26 protein-coding genes and 1 pseudogene are annotated in these 21420 nt (G+C 37.0%); 1 reads left to right on the top strand and 26 read right to left on the bottom strand.

Annotated elements, in window-relative coordinates; all coding sequences use genetic code 11:
* The 26 genes from FA045_RS18520 to FA045_RS18395 form a co-directional block, all read right to left on the bottom strand.
* On the bottom strand, positions 1–90 hold a 90-nt coding region (locus FA045_RS18520), incomplete at its 3' end, for a hypothetical protein (RefSeq protein ID WP_262709615.1).
* Between the two features lie 168 nt (positions 91–258).
* On the bottom strand, positions 259–564 hold the full coding sequence (locus FA045_RS18515; RefSeq protein WP_205943194.1) for a metallophosphoesterase: 306 nt from the start codon (positions 562–564) through the stop codon (positions 259–261).
* Between the two features lie 34 nt (positions 565–598).
* The gene (locus FA045_RS18510) at positions 599–1054 is read right to left on the bottom strand and encodes a DsrE family protein (protein ID WP_136878568.1); all 456 of its coding nucleotides are present in this window, start codon (positions 1052–1054) and stop codon (positions 599–601) included.
* A 10-nt stretch (positions 1055–1064) separates the two neighbouring features.
* Positions 1065–1691: a TlpA family protein disulfide reductase gene (locus tag FA045_RS18505; RefSeq protein WP_136878567.1), complete on the bottom strand. Its 627-nt coding sequence runs from the start codon at positions 1689–1691 to the stop codon at positions 1065–1067.
* A gap of 18 nt (positions 1692–1709) precedes the next feature.
* On the bottom strand, positions 1710–2285 hold the full coding sequence (locus FA045_RS18500) for a TlpA family protein disulfide reductase (protein ID WP_205943193.1): 576 nt from the start codon (positions 2283–2285) through the stop codon (positions 1710–1712).
* 4 nt (positions 2286–2289) lie between these two features.
* Positions 2290–3408 (bottom strand): efflux RND transporter periplasmic adaptor subunit, encoded by a 1119-nt coding sequence (locus FA045_RS18495; RefSeq protein WP_136878566.1) that lies wholly within the window; start codon positions 3406–3408, stop codon positions 2290–2292.
* Between the two features lie 17 nt (positions 3409–3425).
* Complete coding sequence (locus FA045_RS18490) at positions 3426–6605, bottom strand: efflux RND transporter permease subunit (RefSeq protein ID WP_136878565.1); 3180 nt, start codon at positions 6603–6605, stop codon at positions 3426–3428.
* A gap of 10 nt (positions 6606–6615) precedes the next feature.
* Complete coding sequence (locus FA045_RS18485) at positions 6616–7998, bottom strand: TolC family protein (RefSeq protein ID WP_136878564.1); 1383 nt, start codon at positions 7996–7998, stop codon at positions 6616–6618.
* A gap of 111 nt (positions 7999–8109) precedes the next feature.
* Positions 8110–8529 carry a hypothetical protein gene (locus FA045_RS18480; RefSeq protein ID WP_136878563.1) on the bottom strand — a complete coding sequence of 140 codons (420 nt, stop codon included), beginning with the start codon at positions 8527–8529 and terminating at the stop codon, positions 8110–8112.
* Between the two features lie 130 nt (positions 8530–8659).
* Positions 8660–9391, bottom strand: a complete 732-nt coding sequence (locus FA045_RS18475; protein ID WP_136878562.1) for a DUF2490 domain-containing protein — start codon at positions 9389–9391, stop codon at positions 8660–8662.
* A gap of 9 nt (positions 9392–9400) precedes the next feature.
* Positions 9401–9898: a DUF6691 family protein gene (locus FA045_RS18470; RefSeq protein WP_136878561.1), complete on the bottom strand. Its 498-nt coding sequence runs from the start codon at positions 9896–9898 to the stop codon at positions 9401–9403.
* 12 nt (positions 9899–9910) lie between these two features.
* Positions 9911–10474 carry a YeeE/YedE family protein gene (locus FA045_RS18465; RefSeq protein ID WP_136878560.1) on the bottom strand — a complete coding sequence of 188 codons (564 nt, stop codon included), beginning with the start codon at positions 10472–10474 and terminating at the stop codon, positions 9911–9913.
* Between the two features lie 6 nt (positions 10475–10480).
* Entirely contained in the window at positions 10481–10735 is a 255-nt protein-coding gene (locus FA045_RS18460) for a thioredoxin family protein (RefSeq protein WP_136878559.1), read from the bottom strand.
* Positions 10657–11301, bottom strand: coding sequence for a class I SAM-dependent methyltransferase (locus tag FA045_RS18455; RefSeq protein WP_205943192.1), 645 nt, complete (start codon positions 11299–11301; stop codon positions 10657–10659). The genes FA045_RS18460 and FA045_RS18455 overlap by 79 nt, the downstream gene beginning before the upstream one ends.
* A 13-nt stretch (positions 11302–11314) precedes the next feature.
* On the bottom strand, positions 11315–11548 hold the full coding sequence (locus tag FA045_RS18450; protein ID WP_136878558.1) for a hypothetical protein: 234 nt from the start codon (positions 11546–11548) through the stop codon (positions 11315–11317).
* A 2-nt stretch (positions 11549–11550) separates the two neighbouring features.
* Positions 11551–11808 (bottom strand): heavy-metal-associated domain-containing protein, encoded by a 258-nt coding sequence (locus FA045_RS18445; RefSeq protein ID WP_136878557.1) that lies wholly within the window; start codon positions 11806–11808, stop codon positions 11551–11553.
* Entirely contained in the window at positions 11805–12002 is a 198-nt protein-coding gene (locus tag FA045_RS18440) for a YgaP family membrane protein (protein WP_225871384.1), read from the bottom strand. The genes FA045_RS18445 and FA045_RS18440 overlap by 4 nt, the downstream gene beginning before the upstream one ends.
* Positions 12003–12018: 16 nt before the next feature.
* Entirely contained in the window at positions 12019–12648 is a 630-nt protein-coding gene (locus FA045_RS18435) for a methyltransferase domain-containing protein (RefSeq protein ID WP_136878555.1), read from the bottom strand.
* The gene (locus FA045_RS18430; protein ID WP_136878554.1) at positions 12641–12955 is read right to left on the bottom strand and encodes a rhodanese-like domain-containing protein; all 315 of its coding nucleotides are present in this window, start codon (positions 12953–12955) and stop codon (positions 12641–12643) included. Before FA045_RS18430 ends, FA045_RS18435 begins: the two co-directional genes overlap by 8 nt.
* 11 nt (positions 12956–12966) lie before the next feature.
* Positions 12967–14385: an MBL fold metallo-hydrolase gene (locus FA045_RS18425; protein WP_136878553.1), complete on the bottom strand. Its 1419-nt coding sequence runs from the start codon at positions 14383–14385 to the stop codon at positions 12967–12969.
* Between the two features lie 32 nt (positions 14386–14417).
* The gene (locus FA045_RS18420) at positions 14418–15074 is read right to left on the bottom strand and encodes a peroxiredoxin (RefSeq protein WP_205943191.1); all 657 of its coding nucleotides are present in this window, start codon (positions 15072–15074) and stop codon (positions 14418–14420) included.
* 120 nt (positions 15075–15194) lie between these two features.
* Positions 15195–16232 (bottom strand): cytochrome d ubiquinol oxidase subunit II, encoded by a 1038-nt coding sequence (gene cydB, locus FA045_RS18415; RefSeq protein WP_136878552.1) that lies wholly within the window; start codon positions 16230–16232, stop codon positions 15195–15197.
* Positions 16233–16251: 19 nt separating this feature from the next.
* Positions 16252–17604, bottom strand: coding sequence for a cytochrome ubiquinol oxidase subunit I (locus FA045_RS18410; protein WP_136878551.1), 1353 nt, complete (start codon positions 17602–17604; stop codon positions 16252–16254).
* Between the two features lie 79 nt (positions 17605–17683).
* Entirely contained in the window at positions 17684–18958 is a 1275-nt protein-coding gene (locus tag FA045_RS18405) for an NAD(P)/FAD-dependent oxidoreductase (protein ID WP_136878550.1), read from the bottom strand.
* Between the two features lie 12 nt (positions 18959–18970).
* Complete coding sequence (locus FA045_RS18400) at positions 18971–19768, bottom strand: sulfite exporter TauE/SafE family protein (RefSeq protein WP_136878549.1); 798 nt, start codon at positions 19766–19768, stop codon at positions 18971–18973.
* Between the two features lie 60 nt (positions 19769–19828).
* Positions 19829–20458 carry a Crp/Fnr family transcriptional regulator gene (locus FA045_RS18395; protein WP_136878548.1) on the bottom strand — a complete coding sequence of 210 codons (630 nt, stop codon included), beginning with the start codon at positions 20456–20458 and terminating at the stop codon, positions 19829–19831.
* An 819-nt stretch (positions 20459–21277) separates the two neighbouring features.
* On the opposite strand from FA045_RS18395, the pseudogene FA045_RS19255 reads away from it, so the two are divergent.
* A pseudogene (locus tag FA045_RS19255) lies at positions 21278–21420 on the top strand (ISAon1 family transposase); the annotation flags it as partial.

Genomic DNA, 21420 nt, shown 5'->3' with positions numbered 1-21420 from the left:
AGAAAATGCGTTTATATAGTTTTTTACAGTATTACGGGAAACACCGGTATGGGTGGCAATGGAAAGTTTGCTCCGCCCTTGGCTGTACATTCTGAGTATCTGTCTTATCTTGCTCATGCTAATCGTGGAATTGGCCATTTCGGAGGGATTATATATCCATCAAAAATAGGGTTGCTCCAATAGCATTTGGCCCCGTTCCAAACTGGTCAGTTTAGTCCGAAATCAGGTGGTCAGTTTCCAGCGGAATAGGTGGTCAGTTTAAACCGAAATGGGGTGGTCAGTTTCAGCGAAATCTCCAACCATTGCACTAAAACTAAGTTTGTTTAAAATTGGAATTAGTACTTCGCCTCTGGAAGCCACTACGGGTAAGGTTCCATGAAAGGTATCCCCTCCGTCAAAAAATATCGTATGCTCGTTTTCATCTCGTATCTGCTCGAAAATAGAAGCAATCCTTGCATATCCTCCAGCAGTTTTTATAAATTCTCCATCCTTATTGTAAAATAGTTCTGGGTGTGGCTCAAGATAACCGTGTACGTCATTTATAAATCCTATTGATAATTCCATAATATATAATTTAAAGTTTTTGAAACATTTCTGATTAAGGATGAACAATTGCCCAGCCCTCGTATTGTCTTAATATAATTTCTCCGTTACCGGTCGGAACATAGTTCACAAAATCAAACAATTCGTTCTTGTCAATTTTTCGTTCTTCAATTGTTTTAGAACACTGGACGAATACAACGCCTTTATCTTTGAGTGCAACTAATAATTTTTGGTAGCTGTTAGCTTTTTTATACATTTCCACACCGTCAGAAAACGCAAGGACTTCTATCTGTAATTTGCCTTTCAACCGTGGATCACTTAGTACATTATTGATGTTGCGAAGGATGCCCTTTATTTTTTTATCCTCTGCTTCGTTCAAGATATAAAGCGCATTGTAATGCTTTTTGTATGCTTTTGCGGGCTCAAAAGTGGTAGCTGTTTTTTGTTGCGCAAAAATGCTAATAGACGTAAAACATAGCAGGGCTATTAGTAAAGCTTTTATTGTTTTCATTTTATTGTTTTTATTGTTCATTTATTAATTCTTCTATTTCCTTTACAAATTTTTCAGATGCGTAATTGGCAAATCCGGTATGATGAAGCCTGACTTTACCTTTCTTATCCAATACTACGGTTGTTGGTAATGAACCGGAAAACACTTCCGTTGGAACATTACCGCTGGACTGATACATTGGAACTGAAAAATTTTCTTTTTCCAGATATGCCATTCCTACAGCTGGGTCATCGTCCTCGTTGAGGGTTAGAAAGAAAACACCAGGGTTATCCTTATATTGGGTATATAGCTTTTCAATAGAGGGAAATTCAGCCCTACAGGGTGGACACCAGGATGCCCAAAAATTAATAAACACTACTTTTCCTCTTAATGATGAGGTGTTTTGTACGCTCCCATTTCCGCCGGTAAAAGTGAAATCAGTGTTTGTCAGGCTCGTTGTATCCGCATCCTTTTTATCTATACTCGCATTAAAAATTCCTGTTGCCATTAACTGTCGCAGCACAAATGATTTTGCATCTGGGCTTACAAGTAATATCCCGACGGCAACTATCATAAATATGGTAAAAGCATTTTTCTTAATGTACTGTAGCTTTTTTGATGGTGGTTTCTTTTCAGAAACCTCGTTATTATTAGACATAATTCGTTCTTTTTTCAGTTAGTTACTTTCGACAAGTTCATTCACAACTTTGATGATCTCGGGACTTGTATAATCCCTACCACCTTCGATACGGGCAATCATATCTCCGCTTTTGTCTAGTATGACCGTAGTTGGAATTGAACTGCCTAAATATTCGGAAGGTATATTGCTAGCTGGAACATATACAGGCAAATCATACTTATTTTTCTCCATAAATGCAGTGGATTTTTCCATCTTGTTGTCCACATCTACCATCAGGAATACGATGTCGTCATTGCCTTTGTACTTTCCTTTTAGTTCGTTAATGGTAGGCATTTCCTGAATGCAGGGCGGACACCAAGTAGCCCAAAAGTTGATGAATACCACCTTACCTTTTAATGAGCTTAAGGATACAGTTTTTCCATCTTTATCTTTAAATATTACATCATTACCAGTCTGGTCCGGCAATGATGTGGTTGCTTTCTGCGCTATTTCTGTTGATGCGGTTTGCGCCGCTTTTTTATTTGTGTTGTTGTTGCAGGCTGCAAAACAGAAACCTGCCATTATTACTAAAATGTATGTGAAAATTACTCTTTTATTCAATTCTATTTTCATATCCTTATTTTTTTTGTGAATTAATTTTGCCTTCTTTGATTTCTTCGGACGGTTTCAAAATGATTTTGTCTTCTGGAGAAAGATTACCAAAAACCTCTGTAAGTGTATCTAAACGGACACCTTCCTTTACAGCAATCCGTTTTACTTCGTTGTTATTCAATGTTAGTACATATGTTCCAGATTGGGTGTTTAGTACACTCTTGCTTTGTACCCAGCTAGACGGTTTTTTACGTTTTAATTTCAGTTTGACCTGTGCATAATCACCTCCCTGCAATTCACCGGATATATTGTTTACGTCAAACTCAAGTGTGAGCGAGCGATCTTGCTGGTCGAGTAATCCAGATGTTCGAGAAAGTTTGGCATCAAAATTCTTACCTGGCTGCGAGCTTACGGTAAATGAAGCAGACATCCCGTCATAAACAGATGATGCGTGTTTTTCTGGTAGGGATAAGGTAAGGCGGAGTTTATTACTCTGAGCCATCATAAACAATGGTGTATTACCTCCTGTTCCGGCTAATGCCCCAACAGAAACATTCCTTTGGGTAATTATGCCATCAAACGGTGCTGTAAGGCGAAGATACTTTTGTAACTGTGAAGAATGTGCCGTTCCCGCTTTAGAAGCGTCAAAAGCAGACTTGGCACTTTCCATTGCACTTTTAGCTCTGTCTAGTTCAATGTCTGCAACTGCTCCTGTTGTTTTGGAAGCGGTTACTAATCTGTCATAAGCCTGTTTTGCATACAGGTAATCACTATAAACCTTTTGCTCTGTAGATTTATCAGAAAGATACTGTTGTTGCATTTCAGGAGCTTCGAGTACGGCTAAAAGCTGACCTTTACGAACCCGGTCGCCTCGGTCAACATACATTTGTTTTACAAACCCTGTAACCTTTGCATAGACCGCTACCTGCTCGAAAGGTTTGAGTTCTGCCGGAACGGATATTTCGTACTCGGGATTGATGACCTTTAAAGGAGCCGTTTTATAGTTTACAGGTTTTGCCTGCTCATTTTGCGTTTGTCCTTTTTGCTGCTCTTTTTGTGAACAAGCGGATAGCAACAATACTGTTGATATCGTAAATGCCAATATAGTTGTTGATTTTTTATTGATTGAAATGCTGTGATACATTGTTTTTGTTTTTAAATTTATGATATCGTTTGTTTATCGGACTGTTCTGCATAATACCTACTGTCTGCATCATCAGGGTCTAACGAAGGACTGATTATTGAAGTCCTCGACATTAGGGAAGAAAAGAAATGCGGAACTAATAACAAGATGGTTACAGTGGAAGCAATCAGCCCCCCGATAACAGCTCTTCCCAAGGGTGCTACTTGTTCGGCTCCATCGCCTAACCCCATTGCCATTGGTAACATTCCGGCAAGCATTGCCGCTGCTGTCATCAACACTGGTCTTAACCTCGACGAGGCAGCAAGCCTTGCAGCATTAGCAGGCTTAAGTGCCAGTTTTTTTCGATAATGTTCGGCTTGATTAACCAATAATACTGCATTAGAAACCGATACACCAAGCGACATAATAATACCCATATAGGATTGCAGATTAAGCGTACTACCTGTGAGGAATAGAATGATAAGGCTGCCCGCAATAACGGCAGGCAATACCGATAGAATAATAAGCGGTACTTTGAACGATTGATAAAAAGCCGACAACATCAGGAATATAGCTATAACTGCCACACCTAAACCTGCCAAAAGACTACCCAAAGTATCATCTAAAAGCTGTAGTGTACCTTCTGTCCAAACAATAGTTCCACGAGGTGGCTCTCCAGCATTTTTGATAGCTTGTTTAACTGCTCGTGAAGCTGTACCTAAATCTTTTCCGTAAAGGTTAGCCACAATGGTAACGTAACGGTTAGGCCCCTTTCTGTTTACTTGTGCAGGAGAAGTAACCCTTCGTATGGTTGCTACATCTTCAAGTACCGGGCGAAGACTTCCAGCTTTTAATGGAAGTGATCGAAGTCTTTCTTCCGACATAATACCCTCGGGGATTTGTACCTGTGTTTGAAAAACCAATCCTGATTTAGGATCAATCCATAGGTTCTTATCCGTAAAGCGTGTAGATGATGTAGCCGTAACAAGACTACGTGTAATATCCTGCATCGTCAATCCGAATTGTCCAGCAAGATCTCGGTTTACGTCGATTTCCATTGTTGGATAGGCAATAGGTTCGGCAATACGCACATCACGCAGATATGGAACTTTTTTTAAATTGGCTTCAATTTTTGATGCATGGGCAAAAGCACCTTTTATCTGATTGGCTCCAACTTTGACTTCAATGGGCGTCATCGCTCCTTGCCCCATAATCTTTTCGGTCAGTTCCATCGGTTCAAAATTAAAAGCGACTTCAGGATGTTTTTTAAGGATTTTTTTACGGACTTTCTCTTTAAATTCTTCCATTGATCCATCATACACTTCTTTATTGACAGATATTTGCAGTATAGCTTCGTGAGAAGAATTACTAAAAAGGAATATCGGATTTATCGGAGATCCTGCGGGGTGCATACCTACAAATGCAGAAGTTATATTCAGGCCATTATCTGGTAGTTCTGCTTTGATATCTCCTGTAATAGCTTTAACAATCTGTTCTGTTTTTTCTATTCTGCTTCCCTGTGGAGCCTGTATGCGTATCTGAAAATCGCCGTTGTTGGAAACAGGCATTACATCAGTGCCAACAACTGTTAATAAAACGCCAGCAATTACACTCGCTACCAGCACATACACAACAAAAAGTGGGATAGCCTTGGTTGACCATTTACGCATCCTGTAAGAATAGTTTACCCGGAATTTTTCAAAAAAAGCTCGCTTTCTTGGAGTATTGGCTGCTGTGTTGTGCTTGTTCTTCATCATCCAGTTGGCCAGTATCGGTACAAAGGTCTGTGAGGCCAAAAAGGATGCAATCATTGCAAAGGCAACCGCCATCGACAAAGGCATAAACATATCTCTAGGGATACCTGTCATAATGAAAGCAGGGGTCAATACAGCAAGAATACATAGTAAGATCAATAATTTCGGTATAGAAATTTCAATTAAAGCATCTATAATTGCCCGTTGCTTGGGTTTACCCATTTCCATATGTTGGTGGATATTCTCTATGGTTACTGTGGCTTCATCAACGAGAATACCGATGGAAAGAGCAAGACCACTCAATGTCATGATATTGATGGTTTGCCCTGAGAGATATAAAACAGTAACTGCTGTAAGAATGGCAATGGGGATGGTCAATACCACAATGATAGCTCCACGTGTGTCTCCCAAGAACAATAGTATGACCAATCCCGTGAAAACAGCTCCTAAAATACCTTCGTGTATAAGGTTGGAAAGGGAGCGTTCGATATAATTTGATTGGTCAAATTCATAACTGACCTTTACATCTTCAGGTAATTGGTCTTTCAGCATCGGAATGGCAGCTTTTAGGTTCTCCACGGCATCCAATGTGGAGGCATCTGCTTTTTTGATAATAGGCAGGTAAACAGAACGTTTACCGTTTATCAAAGCATAGCCTACTGTTTGATCTGCTCCATCCTCCACACGGGCTACATCTCCAACATATATAGTACGGTTGTCGCTTGTTTTTACAGGGGTCTTCAATAGTTCTGCAGGTCCTTTAGCGATAGAGTTTATTGGAGCCATCAAGTTTTCATCTCCTATGCGAATATTTCCCGCAGGAGATGGAAGACTATTTTTAGTGATGGCAACGGTAATATCTTCGGGGCTTAATCCATTGGCTTGCAATGCGTCAGGATCGATATTGATCACAATGGAGCGTACATTTCCGCCAAAAGGAGCTGGAGAAGTAATGCCTGGGATTTGTACAAACATTGGTCTAATTTTGGTCAATGCCAATGTCTGTATTTCATTTACGGAACGCTGGTCGCTTTCAAAAACGAGGTTACCTACCGGAAGTGAACTACCGTCAAATCTTACCACCATGGGTGGAACTGCTCCGGGCGGTAGGAAACCCATTGCCCTTGAGACCGATGTTGAAACCTCGCCAGCAGCTTGTGCCATATCTGTTCCGGGATAAAAGGTCAGCTTCATCAGGGTAAGCCCCTGAACGCTTTTGAAATCAATATTTTTTACACCGCTCACAAAAAGAAGAACCTTTTGGAACTCATTAGCCATAAACCCGTCCATATAGGCTGGGGACAGTCCACCGTAAGGCATAGCAACGTACATCGCAGGCAATTCCACCTCGGGAAAAATATCTACGTTTATTTTTTTTACAGTATTGTAGGAAAAGAAAGCAATTGCTAGTACGACAACCATAATCGCAATTGGTTTTCTTAACGCAAATCTTATAATGTTCATATACGATTATTTAAAGGTTGTTGAATAAAAAGCTGAAATCGGCAGTTAGCTCCGCTTCATAAGCTAGCAATCCCCAATATTCACGTGAAGCCTCGATATGTGCATTCTCTGCCTGTTCCAGCAAAGTGCGTATCTGTAAAAGCTCAGTTAGCGTAATTAAACCGCTTTTGTATCTTGCGAGATACATGTTGTATGCATCTTGCGACTGTTGTACGGCCAGCTTCGTTTTCTGAAGCTGCTCGTATTGCTGAACGATTTTTGCCTGAGAAGCAGATAAATCTGCTTGCATTGCTTGCTGGTATTGTGATTGAATTAGCTTCGTACTTTCGGCTTCTTTAAACAGTTGTTGACTTTTCATTCGTTTAGTATGCAGGCTAGTTAAATTCCATGTAATGCCGACACCTGCCAAAAAATTATTGGTAGTATTGCTGAACCCGTCATTCCATGCACCTGATACATTCCCGTTAGGACTGATACCAGTTCCTCGATATGCATAACCACCTAACAGGTTGATCGAAGGCAGAGAAGCTCTTTTTTGTACCTCACCACTTAAAGTATAATACTCCGATTGCTTGTCTAGCGCATCTAATATGGGGTGCGAAGGATTGATGGTATTTAATTTATATAAACCATTTTCTGTGGGATTACCGAAACGGTCGATTGATCCTGTGAAATCTATGGTATCATTGCCATACAACTCCAATAGTTTAATATAAGAAGCATTTTTAAAGCCATACCATTTGTCATGCTCGCCCATTGCCTGCACATACGATGATGAAGCAAGCAAACTGTCTGCCGCAGGTCTTAGGCCTGATGCTGACAAACCCGAAGTTGTTTTTCGGATGTCGTCAAGGCGTTCGGCATTCTTTTGGGTCCATTGCAACTTAGCATTGTTGTAAAGAAGAATAATGTACCTTTCCGATAATGTCTTTTTCAGGTTGAGCAGGTAAGCATCTTTATCGCTGACCGATTTGTTATATAAAGCACCCGCAGCCTCGTTCTGCTTACGGAGCTTTCCGAAAGAGAACAGCTCCCAGTTGACAATAGCGGAGCCAAAGGTATTGGCTGCGGTAGAACTACCATCTAATGGTAATGGGCCATTTACGTTAAAAAAACCAGGCTGTGGGAAAAAACCACCTGCACTACCTTCGTAAGTTCCATAAGTATTTTGTGCCTGTGCGTTAATTTGGGGAAGCATATTGCCCTTGACTGCCCTTTGGTTGAATTTTGCGGCATCCATCTCCGATTTTTTTGCACTAATGCCCGGATAATTTTCTTCAACTTTAGGCCATAAACTACCTAAGGTGTGTTCCTTGTGCTGCTGCGCATATAGCGGAAAAGCAGCAACAACGGCTAGCCACAACATAGTGGCCGCCATAATGTGTTTGATCATATTGATGTACGATTTTAAAAGCCGTAATCACGACTTCAGTTTATTTTTAAAAAAGGAAAAAAATAGAAATGCATCCTAAATGAGACATTATGTTCAAATTAGGAAAAGAAACTAAAGGGAGAAATGAATGAGAAGTTTTCGGTATTCTAAAAAGATAGAGATAGAATTACGAATTTTTCCACTACCACCATAAAGTGGGTGTTTAGTTTCTTTTCTTTCTTGGCGGATACCAAAAAAGAAAATAGTAGTAACTGCAAGAAGAATTACTGGTAATAAATCGTGAGGACTATACGATGATTTATGATCAATTTGGCTATCGACAAAATGAATCTGAGAACATTTTTCAAATGTATTTACAGATAAATTATGGTTGCCTTTAGGTATACCTTGTTCAGTTTTTGGAGGGAAACCAGCAAGTGTTCTAATGCTGGCCTTAACTGAGCAAGATGAAAGAAACATCACAAGAAATGCAGCGAATACAAAAAGGTATCGCTGAAAACTTTTTAGACTATGTGATATTTTATTATTCATTAATATGCTAAAATACTCTAATTTGGCTAACAATCCAAATGGATATTTGTGTTTTAATATTTTTTAACATTAATTACTAGTCAATTTGAGGTTTTAAATAGTTAGCTATAGCAGTGAAAATTATATAAGTTTACCCTTCTTTTTTGTGTTCTTTGAGTTGATAGGTAAAGTTCAGATAAAGATTATTTTCATGCAATTTTGTTGTACTGGTCAAAGGTAGTCGGGTGATGTGCATATAACCAATGTCAAATTTTACATTTGGTACAAATTTATATTCAACATTCAGCCCTAAACGGTCGTGATCAAAGAAATGATGGTATGTTGTACCAGAAAGATTAAAAAGCAATTCATCAAAAATTCCCACCTTTAGTTTTCCAGCAAAGTCGTAACGAATGCCAAAACGGTTTCGAAGCCGTGTGATGTCTGCTTGATTATTGTCAAATATTCGATATTCTACGGCTGACCTATCTACTATATAAAACTTTTTAAGGATCTCATGTTGTAATTCAACTGCCGCCGAAAAACGAATTTCACTGTTGGGCATAGCTGTTTCATCAGAATGTTGTTGGATAATCCTGTAGTGCTTAAAATAAGCGAAAGGCGATAAGGAAAATTTTATATCTTCACTATGTTGATAATGTATCCAATTCCTGTAAGCAAACATTAAGTTTTTATCAGACATATTCTCGTTTTCAAAACCGTTTTGTCTCCTGTGCTGAAGCTCATTGTCTATTTTGAATTCTTCGCCGACCGAAATACTCAAGGTACCTCGAAACCAAGCGTTGTAATGATCTTGTGCCTGTAAAGTTTGGACAACAGATATCCATATCACTGTTACCAGCAATCTTTTAAACCAATACATAACCGTTAATTAATGAGGTAGTTTATCTCTAAAATAGCCGTACACCCATGTACCAACAATCGCAAAGAATAGAGTTACAATCATGACAGTTACTCCAGTTCCAATTTGTGCGAATATCGGTCCAGGACATGCACCTGTAATAGCCCAGCCTAATCCAAAAATCAGCCCACCAATGATCTGACCTTTATTAAATTTTTTATCGTGAAATTCTACTTTTTCGCCATAAATGGTTTTTATATTAAGTTTTTTAATCATAAAAACCGAAATTACACCAACTATAACAGCACTACCAATAACACCGTACATATGAAAAGATTGAAAACGAAACATTTCTTGTATGCGGTACCAACTGATAATTTCTGCTTTTATAAATATAATTCCGAATAATAAACCTACCATCAAGTATTTGATATTGTGATACCATTTATGTTCTAAATGGCTTTCGTTTATGCATACCGTGTCTAATGAGCGGGTTTCGAAATCTATTTTTTTATCTATATTTTTCATTTGTATTGTAATTTAAAGAGATAGAATTATTGGAAGTATAATGTTTGCCATAAATAATCCGCCAATAAAAAAGCAGCAAGTAGCAATTAGCGATGGTAATTGCAGGTTTGATAAACCAGAAATTGCATGTCCACTTGTACAACCGCCTGCATAACGAGAACCGAAGCCTATCATAAAACCTCCAACAACCATCATTAGAAATCCTTTAATTGTAAAGAGATTTTCCCAAGAGAAAATTTCTTGTGGCAACATTCCATTGATGTTTGTTATACCATAGCTTGCCAGTTCAGTTCTCAAATTCTCATTAATGATTATAGGGTTTGGATTGGCTAAAAAACTAAAGGCGATTACACCTCCAATTAGTATTCCAACTGCAAAAAATATATTCCAAATTTCTTTTTTCCAATCATATTTGAAAAAAGAAATATTAGCTGGCAGACAGGCTGCACAAGCATGGCGTAAGTTGGCACTAATGCCAAAATTTTTATTTCCTAAAATTAATAATGCTGGTACTGTAAGCCCAACTAGTGGACCGGCTATGTACCAAGGCCAGGGTTGTTTCAAAAATTCTAACATTTATTTTTATATATTTTCTTTAATTAATCTTTCCAATTCGTTTACAGGTACTATGCCCGACTGACGCCAAAGCTGTTTACCATTTTTAAATAATATAAGCGTCGGTACACTTCGTACTTTATGTGTTATTGCTGCTTGAGGGTTATTATTAATATCAATATTAATAATGCTTGCATCATCTCCTACATATTCCTTTTGAAGCTGCAGAATAAAAAATCTTGAGTTGTATCGAAAGGTGTCGTATGGCTTTCTGAAATGCAAAGGATTTTTTCGAAGCCATTTTCAAGTGTTTTGGTTAAACTTTGTTCAGAATATTGTTCGATTTCAAGACCACTGCATTTTGTTGGTCCGCTTTCGGAAAAAGTTCCAATCATCATGTAGCCAGTTACAGACATCCTTGCTATGTGCAAATATTTTTCAATTTGTTCTGTTGTTGTTAGGAAGTGAAATGCTGCTCTATCATGCCAAATATCATATTGTGTATTGGGTTGAAATTCTATAATATCACTAACTATCCAATTTACTTTTTTAGCTTTGTCTCCTAAGCGATTTTTAGCTTTTTCGAGTGCTTTTGCTGATATATCAAGAACACTTATGTTCTCATACCCCTGATCAAGTAAATGGTCCACTAATTTGCTGTCACCACCTCCTATATCAATAATTTTTGCCTGTTTCCCCAATCTGAACGAAGAAATAAAGTCAAGAGAGGTTTTAGGCATTTCCTGCGTCCAGCTTACCTGGTTAGGGTTTTTAGTTTCGTAAACGTTTTCCCAATGCTGTTTCTTGTTATTTGTATCCATAATCACTAAATCTTTAATTTCCAACATTAAATTTGTTTAACTAACATACTTCTTCATAGGCTTTATTCTCCACTTTTTTGTTGTTTTTTGCTACAGAAGTATTGCACCCCGAAACACCGCAACATCCTATGTTAAGTAAAGGCATTAAAGAAAACAATCCACCCATTACAACAAACCACCATTCTTTTGACTGAATACCCTGTGCTATCACGAAAATGCCCAATGCTAATCGCAATACACGCATAAAATTCCAATTTCTTAGATAGTTTTTCATAATCAATTTATTTTTCCAATAGCACAGCTCACATACGATTTTGCTTTTTTTAATAGATCATTATTTCCTTTTTCGGGATAACCCATTTTTGAAAGAGCATTTATAAGAATTATTTTTTCAACCGTAGCATCAATAGTTACGGTTTCGGTTTCTTTGTCAATGCTTACATTTTCAACACCATTTATTTTCATTAAAGCGGTTTTTATGCTGTTAATACAGCCACCACATTTAATGTTTTCTACTGCTATATTGTGTGTCATCTTATTTTCTTTCTAAAAGTGCTAATGCCAAATGGCAAATACAAGGGGCAAAAACTAATGAATGATGTAAGCACAAATACTACTGCTAATATGCCTAATATGATTGCCAATGTTCCTGAAATGACATTTGTGAAATACAAAACACCTATAAATACCGCAACCAGTATCCTGATGACTTTATCGACTGTTCCCATGTTCTTTTTCATTTTTCTATTTTTTTATGAGGTTAATAAACACTTCCGAGTTGGCTCTTGGAGGAATGCTGTTATAACATTCATCCATTGTTTTGATAAAATAATACGGTTCAAAAATAGGTTTGTATTCGCAAGGACAACCTCCAAAAGGTGGAAACGGTTGGTTGAATTGTTTGTCGAATAGCACACCTATTATTTTACCCTTTCCATTGAGTATTGAAGCTGTTTTTTTTGAATATTCATTTCTACTAGCAGGTGGAATGGCACAAAAAAATGTTTGCTCGATGATCAAATCATAACTGCCCTGATGATTGAAAAAGTCTTCGCACAAAACGTTTATCTGTGTTTTGTCAGCAAACTTTTCTTTTAACGCTTCAACTGCTTTTGGTGCAATATCTATTAGCGTAATGTTTGTAAATCCATTCGCTATCAAAAATTCTGCTTCATAGGCATTTCCACAACCCGGAATAAGAATAGCTGCATTTTTATTATGGTATTGTGCCATATACTCCGTAATAGCAGGCAAAGCCTGTCCGACATCCCATCCTGTTTCATTTTTCTGCCACCGTTCATTCCAATAGTTTTGGTCAAGTGGGTTTTCGCATTGCGTTACACAACAGGCTATATCATTTTCTTCTTTACTCATTTACCAACTGATTTACATCTTCCCAAGTGCCACCGTTTATAACATTCTGAAAACCGCTCTGCTCCAAAATACTTTTTGCCTGTCCGCTTCTATTTCCACTTCTGCAAAAAACAACGATATTTTTCTTGCCCTTGAATTTTGGTAATTCCATTGGTACTTTATCCAATGGAATATTTACCGCTCCTTTTACACTGCCTGCCGAAAACTCGTCAGGTGTGCGAACATCTACTAAAAACGCACCGTCTTTTATAGCTTCTGATAATTGACTGTTATCTGTTTTGCCAAATATTGCTGAAAAAAGTCCCATAGTTTTAAATTTTAAGCTTTTGTACAAGATGTTTCATTACATCCAATTGTTTTACCATTTTCTGCTATCCACTCTTTCATTCCTCCAGAAAAGTTTTTCACGTTTTTAAAGCCGTTTTTGGCAAGGATCGAATAGGCAATGGCTGATCGGTCGCCTGCCTGACAATGTATAACCACCTGTTTGTCTTTGCTGATTTTACCCAAGTTGTCCTGTAATGTTCCAACAAAAACGTTTTCTGCACCTTCAACGTGTCCTGCTTCATATTCCGATGCACCACGAACATCTACTATCTGTACATTATCCTTTCCTATCTGGGTTTTAAATTCTTCCAAAGAAATGACATCTGAAGTATGGAGCTCAATTCCTGTAGCATTTACATCTGAAATATATCCGAAAATGTTGTCCAAGCCGATACGCATCAATTTACGGGTCAAATCTTCCATCTGACTGTCTTCGGCTACCAAAATAAACTGCTCCTGATAATTCAATAACCAACCGCACCAAGTAGCGAAAGAATTATTACCCTGAATGTTTAGCGTATTAGGAATAAAACCTTTGGCAAATTCTACTTTATTGCGAGTATCTATTACCTTCATGCCGTTTTCATAGGCAGAAATAAACTGCTCTTTGGTTAGCTCTGGATGTTTCGGAACATCTATAAGCAACGGACGATCAACTTTGTTTAAGTGCTTCATCATCGCAAAGTATTTCGGTGGTTCGGGCTGGTCGGCTAAAAGGTAGTCGATGAACCCTTTTTCATTTTCGCTGTATTGAAGCGCCCAGTTTCTAATTTTCTCATAGCCAACTGTAGAACTTGCTACGGCTCCTAAAGCCTTGCCACAAGCAGAACCTGCGCCATGTCCCGACCATACCTGCACATATTCTGGAAGTGCCGCAAACTTTTTCAAGGATTGGAACATTTGTTTGGCTCCATCTTCTTTTGTACCAGCAAGTCCAGCAGCTTTTTCGAGTAAATCAGGACGGCCTATATCACCAACAAATACAAAATCACCTGTTAGTACTATAACGGGCTTATCTGTCGCCGGATGGTCAGTCAATAGAAAGCTGATACTTTCTGGCGTATGACCCGGAGTATGCATTACTTCTAACGTGAGGTTGCCCACTCTGATAATATCCCCTTCTTTTAGCCCTTTATGCGGAAACTGGTATTGCCAATCTTCGCCTCCCTCGTCTGAAAGGTACATTGTTGCGTTTGTTACTGCTGCAAGTTCCCTTGAACCACAAAGAAAGTCTGCATGAATGTGGGTTTCAGCTATGTATGTAATACGGAGGTTGTTTTGTTTTGCGATGTCGATGTATACATCAATATCACGTTGTGCATCAATTACTATGGCTTCCCCAGTTTTTTGACAGCCAATAACATAACTGCCTTGTGCTAAACTCTTATCATAAACGTGTTGAAAAAACATATTCTTTAGTTTTTAATTAATTTTAAATGAAATTACCCAATTGTTTTTTTAGCCAAATACCAATCTATCTGCTCTAATTCCTTATCGGCTTTTCTTGCCGCCAAAGCTTCTATTGTTTTTGGAGCACCCACAATTACTTTATCTCCAGGCTGCCAATTAAGTGGCATTGCTACTTTATGTTCATCCGAAGTTTGTAGAGCAAGCAATGAGCGTTTAATTTCGTCCATATTTCTTCCCACGTTTAGTGGATAATACATTATCAAACGTACTTTCCCTTCGGGATCCATTATAAAAACGGCACGAACAGCTGCTGTTTCACTTTCGCCTGGTTGTAACATTCCATAAAGTTTTGAGACTTCCATGGAAATATCCGCAATTATTGGAAAATCAAATAAAATTCCTGTTTTTTCATGAACTGCATTTACCCAGGCAATATGAGAATGAATACTGTCAATACTTAAACCAATTAATTTGGTGTTGTGTTCGGCAAAGAAATCTTTTTCAAGTGCAAAACCACTCATTTCTGTTGTACATACAGGTGTAAAATCAGCAGGGTGTGAAAAAAACACAACCCAGCTTCCTTTATTATATTCAGAAAATTTTAAATTTCCAGTTGTTGTCACTGCGTCAAAGTCTGGAGCTATATCGCCAATTCTTGGCATTGTATTTTTAATTTCTTGTGTTTCCATTTTTCTATTTGTTTATAATGCTAAATTACCATGTTGATTTTTCCTGTACAGCTACTTTGGTTACACAAGGATATTATTTTACCTAATTAGGCAATTTCTTTTTTTAATCTAGCTCGGATACTAGTAGCTTGTATCGTCTAGCTTTACTTTACCCTTGAAGGTCTTATACAAAAAGATAAAGTACCCTGCTAGTAAAGGAGTTCCAATAAGAACAATGGTCAGCATAATACCTAATGATTTTTGTGATGATGCTGCGTTATATATGGTTACGCTATATTTTGGGTCAATCGTAGAAATCAATAATGTTGGATATAATTGTAAAGCAACAAGACCGAGTAATAAAGCCATCGTTAATGATGAAAAAATTAGGGCTTGCATATAGCTTTTTTTAGAAGCGAGGCGAGGCACATTTGCAACTGCCAAGAAAGAAAGTATTGGAGTAATAAAATAGAAAGGGTTATTCCTGAAAGTTGCTGTAACCTCTGGGATAAATATTAGGGTATAGAGCGTTGTAATACCAAAGGTTATTATAAAAAATATTATTCCTTTTTTCAGTAGAAAAGTCAGTCTAGAGTGTAATCTTCCTTCGGTCTTTATCAAAAGGTAAATTGCCCCTTGTGTCATAAATAATGATAGCGTTGTAAGACCTACCATTATTGCATATGGATTTAAAAAAGAGAAGAACATACCGCCTTTATAGCTATGATTTTCTCCCAGCGGGAAACCTTGTAAAATATTACCAAGAACAATACCTAATAAAAAGGCAATCATAATACTGGAAACACTATACACAATATCCCAAGTTTTTCGCCACCATAGCATATCTTCTGCACTTCTGAATTTGATTGCAGCTGCCCTAAGAATATTAAACATTAGGAAAAGCATAAACGGAACGTACATTGCCGACAACATGGTAGCATACATTACTGGAAAACCAGCAAACAATGCACCACCACCAATTACCAGCCAAACTTGATTGGCATCCCAAACAGGAGCAATGGCATTAATTGCCACTCGACGGCTTAAATCCTTTTGAAAAAATAAATGCCAAGCTCCAGCACCAAAGTCAAATCCCTCAAGTATGGCATAGCCGGAAAATAAAAGACCAATAACTAAATACCACAAGGTTGGATAGTCTATTCCTAAAAAATATTCCATAACTATTGATTTTAATTCTTTAGAAAGATTGAAAACTAACCAGTGTGCTGCTTTCTTCGTAAGGCCCGTGTTTTATTTTTTTATTGACCATATAGATAAATAGCACAAATAATAGTGCATAAATAATTGTAAACATAATTAATGAAAATACGATTTGATTAGCTGAAACCTCTTGCGAAAATGCATCGCTAGTACGTAAATGACCATAAACAACCCAAGGTTGTCTTCCCATTTCGGCGGCATACCAACCTACTTGATTGGCAATTTGAGGCAGTATCACCGAAAATGAAAATATCCATAATAGCCACCTGGTTTCAAATAATTTTCCACGCCACCATAAGAAACTAGCATATAATGTCAATCCTATTAGTATCATTCCGATAGCAATCATGATGTGATAAAATTGAAAAACGGCATTGATTTGGCTTGGTCTATCTTTAACAGGAAAACTATTTAAACCAGTTATAGGAGCTTTAAAATTTTGGTGTACCAAAAAAGATAATCCTCCAGGGATTTTCAAACCTGTCACTTCTTGTTTTTCTTTATCTACCCAACCAAAAATATATAAATCGGCAGGAGCTGACTTTTTAAAATGACCTTCCATAGCGGCTAATTTTGCTGGTTGATTTACAGCAACTCCATCAGCAGAGCTGTGCCCAGAAATTAATTGTGATAATGAAAAAATGGTCGCTACAACTAAAGCAATTTTAAAAGCTTTTTTAGAAATTTCTACATAACGTCCTTTGCTTAAATAGTAGGCATGAACGCTTAAAACCAAAAATGCACCAGCTAAAAATGATCCTTGCCAAGTATGCACTAATCTATCCATGCTTGATGGATTGAATACCATTGCCCAAAAATCGGTCACTTCAGCTCTTGTGTTTAATCCCTCTCCAACAATGTGATAGCCCGCTGGAGTTTGTTGCCAAGAATTTGCAACCACAATCCAAACTGCTGAAAACATTGAACCGAGAAACACGCCTATTGTTGAGACTAAATGTACCCAAGGTTTTACTCGATGCCAGCCAAAAAGGAGTACACCTAGAAAAGCACTTTCTAAACCAAAAGCAAATAAACCTTCAGCAGCTAAAGCACTTCCAAAAATATCGCCTACATATCGCGAATAAACAGCCCAATTGGTACCAAATTCAAATTCCATGATGATACCAGTTGCTACTCCGATACCAAAAGTCAGTGCAAATATTTTAATCCAAAAACGTGTTAAAATTTCGTATTCTTTTTTACCAGTTCTAAGATATAAACTTTCCATAATGACCATTATCAATCCAATGCCAATACTTAATGGTGGGTAGATGTAATGGAAAGCGATAGTAAATGCAAACTGAATTCGAGCCAGAATTTCTACATCCATAGCGTTGTGTTTTTAAACATTGATAAGTGATATTTGGTATGGGCGTAATAAATAAATTCAGGCGATACAACCTAGGTAGCTAAGCTGTGCCTTTTAAAATTTTGTTCCAATATAGCCAAGGCAATACTTTTGTTTTCAGTATCCACATTGTCCAACGTGGCTTTGCTTGGTCAAATGGAAATGTCATTTTTGGTTTGTTGTTATAATCAAACTCTGCCAACATTAATTTTCCGTATTGCGTAGGTATCGGGCAAGCACTGTAGCCATCATATTGAGCGGTTACAGGTTGTTTATCCATTACTTCTAATAAGTTCGTAACTACAACTGGCGCTTGTTTTCGTATTGCCGCTCCAGTTTTACTACAGGGTGCATTGGTGCAATCTCCCAAAGCAAAAACATTGGCAAATCTTGAATGCTGCATTGTGTTTTTATTGACCTCAACATAACCATAAGGATTTGAAGCATCTGCTAAGTGGCTTTTTTTAATAAAATCTGGCGCAGACTGGGGAGGTACTGCATGGCATAAATCAAATGAAAGTGTAACTTTATTTGTTAAATCAGCTTGTGATGCTTCGCTAATGCTATAACAGGCCGCTGTGGTTTCTGATAATGACTGCTTTATTGTACTTGGAGTACTTTTGGTTTCAAACTCGATCGTTTTATTATTTGCATCAATTCCAATTGTATTAGCACTGTAATGTACTTTAATATTACCTTTCTTTAACACTTCTTCTAATGTTACTTTATATTCAGGTACACCAAATATAACTGTTGCTCCAGAAATATAATGTATGTCACATTTATCTAAAATACCTTTCTTACGCCAATAGTCTACAGCCAGATACATGATTTTATGTGGGGCACCACCACATTTAATAGGCGTGGATGGGTTAGTAAAAACGGCTATTCCACCTTTAAAATTTTTAATCATTTCCCAGGTATATGGAGCTGAGTTAAAATTATAATTACTGCTTACATTGTTTTTACCTAAAGTATCCTTTAATCCTTTTATTTTATTCCAATCTAATTGGATACCCGGACAAACAATTAAATAATCGTATGAAATTTCTTTTCCAGAACTGCAAATTACTTTGTTTGAAGTAGGATTAAATTCAGAAACTGCTTCTTTTATCCATGTCGCATTTTTTGGAATAAAATCCTTTTCATTACGGATAGTCTTTTGAATATCAAAAATTCCTGCACCAACTAATGTCCATGCAGGCTGATAATAATGATTTTCTGAAGGCTCAATAATGCCAATACTTAATCCCTTTCTTTTGCGAAGTAATTGTGATGCAACAGATAATCCTGCATTTCCACCGCCAACGATAAGTATTTGATAATGCTTTTCCATATTATTATGATTTTAGTTTAATAAAGTTTCTTTGATGATGATGTAAATACCCATAAGCAGTACAAACCAACCGAAAGCAGGCTTTAGTTTTTTACCATCTATTTTTTTAGATAGATAGCTTCCGATAAGCACTCCGGTAATGGCGAGAGCCAAAATTTTAAAAAGAAATATCCAGTCAATTGTATAATGTGTAACGGAAATGGCAAAGCCAAAAAGGGAATTAAGAGCTATGATTACTAGCGAAGTACCGATTGCTTTTTTAAATTCTAAACGCAATAAATTGACTAGGGCAGGAATTATTAAAAAGCCTCCACCGGCGCCGATTAATCCGGTAACAAAGCCCACAAATATTCCCTGAATAACGATTAATAATGTACCTGCGGTGGGCGTGTCGGTAGGTAAACAATCTTCTCCTTTACATTTTTTTATCATGCTGTATGAAGCGAAAATCATCAATACAGCAAAAAGTAACATCAAAAGAATGTTTTTGGTAACGGTAAAAGCTGCAATACTGAAAACTTCTTCAGGAATAGCAGGAACGACATAAGTCCTTGTAAGGAAAACGGCTACAATTGATGGGATCCCAAAAATAATAGCTGTTTTTATATTTACCAATCCTTTTTTGAAATAAGAAAAAGAACCAACAACGCTTGTGGAACCAACTATAAAAAGAGAATAAGCGGTAGCTAATAGTGCATCAAGACCAAATAGATAAACAAGAACTGGAACAGTAAGAATGCTGCCTCCGCCGCCTATTAACCCTAAAGAGATACCTATAAAAATTGATGCTATATACCCTATTATGTCCATAGATATTTAAATTGTTACAACAAATTTGCATCAATTCAAAAACCTGCACAGCTACTTTTGTTACATAAGGGTTATTTTATTTCTACCTAGCCTAACCTTACCTATTTCTTCTAACTGTTTGAGTAACCTTGACACCACTACACGGGCAGTCCCAAGTTCATTAGCTAATTGTTCGTGGGTGATGTGCAGAATATTATTTTCAGTAAGTTCACGCTTTTTAATCAACAAATTCAATAAACGTTCATCTATTTTCTTAAAAGTGATGGCATTAACAATTTCCAATAATTCTTCAAAACGTTTATGGTATAAACGAAATATATAATCTAGCCACTGCGGGTATTCCTTAATGAATAAGGATACTTTATCCATAGGCAAAAAAAGTATTTCCGCATCTTCTTCCACTTCAGCTTTTACCTTACTTGTCTCATTGTGCATACCGCCTAAGAAAGACATGATACAGCTTTCACCAGCTTTGATATAGTAAAGCAAAATTTCTCTACCATCTTCTTCTGTCCGGATTACTTTCAGCGTACCTTTAGTTACAATTGGAATAGAACGGATGGAAGCATTTTCATCTAGTATAACACTTCCTGCTTCATATTCTTTTCTAATGCTGTATTCATAAAGTTTGCCTATCAATTCAGGAGAGGTCTTAAATTCTGCTATCTTTTCTAATGGTTCCGTCTGCATTTTTTTTAAGGCTTTCTAATTAATAATATTTTGTAAGGTAGATGTTTTTTTATGTATAAGCATATCTAACCTGCAAATTTTCGCTATCTTCTATCAATACTTTGTGACTTTTGTTACAAAGTTAATAGTTTCATCCCTTTTGGATCAAATGTTGTAAATTCGGATCATTCTTAACCAGTTTCATTTTCTAACTGGATCAAATGAATTGAATATGCTTCTTTTTATAGTTTTTAGCTATATTGTGAAGAAAACTAATATCCTCATGAAAATCCTATAAAGTTCATTGGAAGACTAAACCTTGATAGCAAAAAGTAAGAAGCTCCAATTACTCTTTATGACAAACAGGTTAAAGATTAGGCTTGAAGCAAACTCTAACTTAAGATTTTTCAAAAAAAATCTCTTGCAAATTAATAAATTGCTAACTTGCAATTAATAAGAACTGTTCTTTCAAACCTAGTCAAATCATATCAAAATAACTGGTGCCCAATTCGATGCCCTCATTGAAATGATGACGATATAATTTTCTCAACTTGCTCATTTAGTACCGATTGGATTCATAAGTCATTATCCCAGCGGGATCACGAAAAGCTTTCAAGAAATTGAAAGCTTTTTTGTTTAAAAGATATTTTAAACCGCAATTCTGAAAAAATTATAAATAAATAGGGACCAAGCGTAAAAGTTGGGGAGGAATAAAATTTAATTAATTTTGCCTGAAACACTTGACTTTTGAATTCAGCACTACTTTCCTTAATACTTCCCCAAGGGCTTAGCGACTACTTTGATTTTGATAAAGTATAAACGGTTAATGGCTCCACTTATATTTATCTCATTGAAAAGAATATCCATCCCCAAGAATTTGTTGGTGAGAAGCTACTTTCTAAAGGTTTTTTTGAGGAGGTTTCAGTTCGTGATTTTCCATTGCGTGGAAAGCCCTGTTTTTTGAGGCTAAAGCGCCGTAAATG

Origin of the sequence: Pedobacter cryotolerans (genome assembly GCF_005116475.1) — a bacterium.
GTDB classification, from domain to species: domain Bacteria; phylum Bacteroidota; class Bacteroidia; order Sphingobacteriales; family Sphingobacteriaceae; genus Pedobacter; species Pedobacter cryotolerans.
This window is presented reverse-complemented; position numbering and strand designations above follow the sequence as displayed.

What these genes read in the sequence shown, in the direction of transcription:
- FA045_RS18515 (WP_205943194.1), bottom strand. Translation starts at nt 564, where the DNA reads ATGGAATTATCAATAGGATTTATAAATGACGTACACGGTTATCTTGAG.
- FA045_RS18510 (WP_136878568.1), bottom strand. Translation starts at nt 1,054, where the DNA reads ATGAAAACAATAAAAGCTTTACTAATAGCCCTGCTATGTTTTACGTCT.
- FA045_RS18505 (WP_136878567.1), bottom strand. Translation starts at nt 1,691, where the DNA reads ATGTCTAATAATAACGAGGTTTCTGAAAAGAAACCACCATCAAAAAAG.
- FA045_RS18500 (WP_205943193.1), bottom strand. Translation starts at nt 2,285, where the DNA reads ATGAAAATAGAATTGAATAAAAGAGTAATTTTCACATACATTTTAGTA.
- FA045_RS18495 (WP_136878566.1), bottom strand. Translation starts at nt 3,408, where the DNA reads ATGTATCACAGCATTTCAATCAATAAAAAATCAACAACTATATTGGCA.
- FA045_RS18490 (WP_136878565.1), bottom strand. Translation starts at nt 6,605, where the DNA reads ATGAACATTATAAGATTTGCGTTAAGAAAACCAATTGCGATTATGGTT.
- FA045_RS18485 (WP_136878564.1), bottom strand. Translation starts at nt 7,998, where the DNA reads ATGATCAAACACATTATGGCGGCCACTATGTTGTGGCTAGCCGTTGTT.
- FA045_RS18480 (WP_136878563.1), bottom strand. Translation starts at nt 8,529, where the DNA reads ATGAATAATAAAATATCACATAGTCTAAAAAGTTTTCAGCGATACCTT.
- FA045_RS18475 (WP_136878562.1), bottom strand. Translation starts at nt 9,391, where the DNA reads ATGTATTGGTTTAAAAGATTGCTGGTAACAGTGATATGGATATCTGTT.
- FA045_RS18470 (WP_136878561.1), bottom strand. Translation starts at nt 9,898, where the DNA reads ATGAAAAATATAGATAAAAAAATAGATTTCGAAACCCGCTCATTAGAC.
- FA045_RS18465 (WP_136878560.1), bottom strand. Translation starts at nt 10,474, where the DNA reads ATGTTAGAATTTTTGAAACAACCCTGGCCTTGGTACATAGCCGGTCCA.
- FA045_RS18455 (WP_205943192.1), bottom strand. Translation starts at nt 11,301, where the DNA reads ATGTTGGAAATTAAAGATTTAGTGATTATGGATACAAATAACAAGAAA.
- FA045_RS18450 (WP_136878558.1), bottom strand. Translation starts at nt 11,548, where the DNA reads ATGAAAAACTATCTAAGAAATTGGAATTTTATGCGTGTATTGCGATTA.
- FA045_RS18445 (WP_136878557.1), bottom strand. Translation starts at nt 11,808, where the DNA reads ATGACACACAATATAGCAGTAGAAAACATTAAATGTGGTGGCTGTATT.
- FA045_RS18440 (WP_225871384.1), bottom strand. Translation starts at nt 12,002, where the DNA reads ATGGGAACAGTCGATAAAGTCATCAGGATACTGGTTGCGGTATTTATA.
- FA045_RS18435 (WP_136878555.1), bottom strand. Translation starts at nt 12,648, where the DNA reads ATGAGTAAAGAAGAAAATGATATAGCCTGTTGTGTAACGCAATGCGAA.
- FA045_RS18430 (WP_136878554.1), bottom strand. Translation starts at nt 12,955, where the DNA reads ATGGGACTTTTTTCAGCAATATTTGGCAAAACAGATAACAGTCAATTA.
- FA045_RS18425 (WP_136878553.1), bottom strand. Translation starts at nt 14,385, where the DNA reads ATGTTTTTTCAACACGTTTATGATAAGAGTTTAGCACAAGGCAGTTAT.
- FA045_RS18420 (WP_205943191.1), bottom strand. Translation starts at nt 15,074, where the DNA reads ATGGAAACACAAGAAATTAAAAATACAATGCCAAGAATTGGCGATATA.
- cydB (WP_136878552.1), bottom strand. Translation starts at nt 16,232, where the DNA reads ATGGAATATTTTTTAGGAATAGACTATCCAACCTTGTGGTATTTAGTT.
- FA045_RS18410 (WP_136878551.1), bottom strand. Translation starts at nt 17,604, where the DNA reads ATGGATGTAGAAATTCTGGCTCGAATTCAGTTTGCATTTACTATCGCT.
- FA045_RS18405 (WP_136878550.1), bottom strand. Translation starts at nt 18,958, where the DNA reads ATGGAAAAGCATTATCAAATACTTATCGTTGGCGGTGGAAATGCAGGA.
- FA045_RS18400 (WP_136878549.1), bottom strand. Translation starts at nt 19,768, where the DNA reads ATGGACATAATAGGGTATATAGCATCAATTTTTATAGGTATCTCTTTA.
- FA045_RS18395 (WP_136878548.1), bottom strand. Translation starts at nt 20,458, where the DNA reads ATGCAGACGGAACCATTAGAAAAGATAGCAGAATTTAAGACCTCTCCT.